The 3,096-nt window shown below is 45.9% G+C and carries 2 tRNA genes and 2 rRNA genes (1 of these 4 running past the window's edge); all 4 read right to left on the reverse strand.

Annotated features, from left to right (window positions below):
- A 23S ribosomal RNA gene (locus tag WBG21_RS11160) occupies positions 1-704 on the reverse strand; it reaches 2,124 nt to the left of the window's first position.
- A 148-nt stretch (positions 705-852) separates the two neighbouring features.
- Positions 853-926: transfer RNA gene (locus WBG21_RS11165), tRNA-Ala, on the reverse strand.
- Positions 927-1,150: 224 nt separating this feature from the next.
- Positions 1,151-1,224, reverse strand: a tRNA-Ile gene (locus WBG21_RS11170).
- Between the two features lie 83 nt (positions 1,225-1,307).
- Positions 1,308-2,826, reverse strand: a 16S ribosomal RNA gene (locus tag WBG21_RS11175).
- The 16S and 23S rRNA genes sit together here with 2 tRNA genes alongside, the layout of an rRNA operon.
- Positions 2,827-3,096 lie beyond the last annotated feature (270 nt).

Below are 3,096 nucleotides of genomic sequence, written 5' to 3' on the forward strand. Positions count from 1 at the left end.
CGGTTTCGCGTCTACTTCTGCTAACTTATGCGCCCTATTCAGACTCGCTTTCGCTGCGGCTGCTCCGCTGAACGGATTAACCTGGCTAGCAACAGTAACTCGTAGGCTCATTATGCAAAAGGCACGCCGTCACCCTAATGGGCTCCGACCGCTTGTAAGCGTATGGTTTCAGGGTCTATTTCACTCCGTTATTCACGGTACTTTTCACCTTTCCCTCACGGTACTGGTTCACTATCGGTCTCTCAGGAGTATTTAGCCTTAGCGGATGGTCCCGCCAGATTCACACAAGGTTTCACGTGCCCCGTGCTACTCAGGATACTGCTATCAATAACTCGCTTTACCTATACCGGACTATCACCGTCTATGGTTCCTCTTTCCAAAGGATTCTAGTTCATTAAGCATCGAATCTCGCAGTCCTACTACCCCAATATGGCCGTAACCATATTGGTTTGGGCTAATTCGCGTTCGCTCGCCACTACTAACGAAATCACTTTTGTTTTCTTCTCCTACGGGTACTTAGATGTTTCAGTTCCCCGCGTTCGCTTCCTTTCGGATGTCATGCCTTCAACATGACGGGTTGCCCCATTCGGATATCTGTGGATCATCTCGTGTGTGCCAATCCCCACAGCTTTTCGCAGCTTATCACGTCCTTCTTCGCCTCTGAGAGCCTAGGCATCCCCCATACGCCCTTGTTTAGCTTTTGTACCTTTTTGCTTTTTAATTTATTATATTTTCTACTTCTCTCGCTTTTCTATCTCAATATGTCAATGAACTTTCCGATAACGACAATGCGTCATCTGGTCCTTACGTTAAAAATGCCTAAAAGACATTTTTTTTAACGCTTTGGCCTTGTGGAGAATATCGGAGTCGAACCGATGACCTCCTGCGTGCAAGGCAGGCGCTCTAGCCAGCTGAGCTAATTCCCCATATACTAGTCGTTAGTATATAGTAGTTAGTAGTCAGATACAACTACTACTCAACTCCTAGAATTTCCTATTCAATTTATTTTAATGAACTTTAATTATCAATTGTAAAATCAGCAATTGCAAATTGGCAAAATCGGGATAAACTTCTCGCTTTTCCCATTCCTTTTAACAATTTGGCCTCTTTGTTAAAATGCCTACTAGACATTTTTTAACGCTCGGCCCTGTAGTCTCGGGCAGGCTCGAACTGCCGACCTCTACATTATCAGTGTAGCGCTCTAACCAGCTGAGCTACGAGACTCTGCTTTTATTTTTATTGAACGTTAACAGCATTAAGCAAAACCATTCCTTTTAACAATTCCTCTTCTGTATCTTTTTCTCTAGAAAGGAGGTGTTCCAGCCGCACCTTCCGGTACGGCTACCTTGTTACGACTTAGCCCCAGTTACTAGTTTTACCCTAGGCAGCTCCTTACGGTGACCGACTTCAGGTACGCCCAGCTTCCATGGCTTGACGGGCGGTGTGTACAAGGCCCGGGAACGTATTCACCGCATCATGGCTGATATGCGATTACTAGCGATTCCAGCTTCACGGAGTCGAGTTGCAGACTCCGATCCGAACTGTGACCGGGTTTCAAGATTCGCATCCCCTCACGGGGTAGCTGCCCTCTGTACCGGCCATTGTAGCACGTGTGTAGCCCAAGACGTAAGGGCCGTGATGATTTGACGTCATCCCCACCTTCCTCACGGTTTGCACCGGCAGTCTTGTTAGAGTCCCCACCTTAACGTGCTGGTAACTAACAACAGGGGTTGCGCTCGTTATAGGACTTAACCTGACACCTCACGGCACGAGCTGACGACAACCATGCAGCACCTTGTAAAGTGTCCGAAGAAAAAGGTATCTCTACCCCTGTCACTCTACATTTAAGCCTTGGTAAGGTTCCTCGCGTATCATCGAATTAAACCACATGCTCCACCGCTTGTGCGGGCCCCCGTCAATTCCTTTGAGTTTCATTCTTGCGAACGTACTCCCCAGGTGGGTCACTTATCACTTTCGCTTAACCACTCAGCTAAATGCCGAACAGCTAGTGACCATCGTTTACGGCGTGGACTACCAGGGTATCTAATCCTGTTCGCTACCCACGCTTTCGTCCATCAGCGTCAATACATCTATAGTAACCTGCCTTCGCTATCGGTATTCTATGTAATATCTATGCATTTCACCGCTACACTACATATTCTAGTTACTTCTAAATGATTCAAGACTTTCAGTATCAATGGCAATTTCTCAGTTGAGCTGAAAGATTTCACCACTGACTTAAATGCCCGCCTACGGACCCTTTAAACCCAATGATTCCGGATAACGCTTGCACCCTCCGTATTACCGCGGCTGCTGGCACGGAGTTAGCCGGTGCTTATTCGCAGAGTACCGTCATCAAAGTACACGTACTTCTTATTCTTCCTCTGCAAAAGCAGTTTACAACCCGTAGGGCCGTCTTCCTGCACGCGGCATGGCTGGATCAGTCTTCCGACCATTGTCCAATATTCCTCACTGCTGCCTCCCGTAGGAGTCTGGTCCGTGTCTCAGTACCAGTGTGGGGGATCTCCCTCTCAGGACCCCTACTTATCGTTGCCTTGGTATGCCGTTACCATACCAACTAGCTAATAAGACGCATGGCCATCTTTTACCACCGTAGCTTTAATCAATATCCGATGCCAAATATTGATCACATGGGGCATTAATCCAAATTTCTTCGGGCTATTCCCCTGTAAAAGGTAGGTTCCATACGCGTTACGCACCCGTGCGCCGGTCTCTAGATCAGCAAGCTGATCTATACCCCTCGACTTGCATGTGTTAGGCCTGCCGCTAGCGTTCATCCTGAGCCAGGATCAAACTCTTCATCGTATTTCGTCTGTTATCGATAGAATCAATAACTTTTAACTTTAATACTATCCAAAGAATTATCTACTCAAAATGACTTTGCTTATTTTTTTTCGGTCATATATTAATATACAACCGGCTGCTAACAATATTTCAATGAACTTATTCCTTAATTCTTAATAAAACCCCCAGGAAAACTAATCTTAATATCCATCCCCCCGAAAGCGGCTGCAAATATAGAAAACTATCCCACTATTCAACAAATCTTTTTAAATGTTTTTTTGAAAATATTTT

The sequence above is a fragment of the Leptobacterium meishanense genome (genome assembly GCF_037645805.1).
Classification (GTDB): domain Bacteria; phylum Bacteroidota; class Bacteroidia; order Flavobacteriales; family Flavobacteriaceae; genus Leptobacterium_A; species Leptobacterium_A meishanense.